Genomic DNA, 1,370 nt, shown 5'->3' on the forward strand with positions numbered 1-1,370 from the left:
ATCAGTAGTTCGTAAAGTGTTTTTGTATTTTTGTTTTTAAGTAGTTTTTGTTTCTATTATTTTTTTTTATCAATTAATTTTTGCATGTTCTGTTGGAATTTATTTTGATTTAGTGTGGTATTGGTGTTGCTAATTTGTACTTTTCATGGTTTTTGTGAGTATTTTTAAGGATTTTTCCAGGGAGTTGTTGGTTTTTAGAGTAGTATTTTGTTGTTGAATCCGAGTTTTTCTTCGGTTGTTTTGTTGATTTGTCTTAGCATGTTTTTAAATGTCCAAGTTACTTTTTTGCGACCACCTTGTCGTGGAATGCTGAGATATGTCCACTGGATGTAGACCCAAATATTAATTAAGAGAAGGCTTAGTCCAATGTATAGTAGTCTTAGCACTGGTTTTTTTGTGGTGGTGTGTATTCTTGCTTGGTTCATTAATCGATAGCTGGATTCTATTCCAAAGCGTTTTCTATACTCTTTAAATGTGTTTTTTACGGGCATGTTCATGCCATATGTTGCATATGCGAAGTATTTTGCTCCATTTTCTTTATATTTGCCTTTAGAATATTTAACAACTATATTGACTTGGAATGTGGCTTTGTTTTCTTTTGATTGCATGGTGTAGTTAGTGGAGTAGCTTTTATTGCCTATAAATAGTTTTTGTATTCCTCCGCTAGATCCTCTCTTTATGCATGGTATTATAAATGGGATTTTTCTATTTTGGAGATAGTTTATTAGTTCTACAGTGTAAAATTCTCTATCCAGGTACAGTCCTTTAATTTTAAATCCATTGGTTTTGATTTCATTTATTAAAAAGTCTACAGTATCTTTTAAAGTTTCACCTTTTTGAATATATTTCAGAGCTAAAGTATAGCGTTTATTTCTTAATATCATATATATGGAAGCATAAGCATAAAAATGACTAGTTCCCTGCTTAGGTTTAGTTTTAATAGTGTCACCACTATTTTTTTCTTTTCCATAGTATGGGATGTTAACAAAATCGATAGCAAAAGTGCTATGTTTACTGTGCACGGTTTTAGATGCATGAGTTTTCAGTTTTTCATTTAAAGATTGTTGAATTCCATCCAAACCAAGATTACGAAGACGATATCTAATAGTTCCTTCTGAAGGAGCATCAGGGCAAAGAGTACTAACATTACTAATACTAGTTTGAGAAGCACCAGTATTAAGAATATGGCAAATAATCGTTGTGTCAGTATAAATTGCATTAGGAGCCGAATTCAACTTCAACATATCTTTAATCACATTCACCGAAAGACTTAATACATCATCGTTCCATAACAATCTATGTGGGTTGTTTTTTCTTTCCATAGATTAATAATACAACCCACAATATTAATACTTTACGAACTACTGATA

1 protein-coding gene is annotated in these 1,370 nt (G+C 31.3%); it reads right to left on the bottom strand.

Annotated features, from left to right (window positions below):
* Nucleotides 1-194: 194 nt before the first annotated feature.
* Nucleotides 195-1,322, bottom strand: coding sequence for an ISH3 family transposase (locus MBCUR_RS02425; RefSeq protein ID WP_067089779.1), 1,128 nt, complete (start codon nt 1,320-1,322; stop codon nt 195-197).
* Nucleotides 1,323-1,370 lie beyond the last annotated feature (48 nt).

This window comes from Methanobrevibacter curvatus, from assembly GCF_001639295.1.
Classification (GTDB): domain Archaea; phylum Methanobacteriota; class Methanobacteria; order Methanobacteriales; family Methanobacteriaceae; genus Methanoflexus; species Methanoflexus curvatus.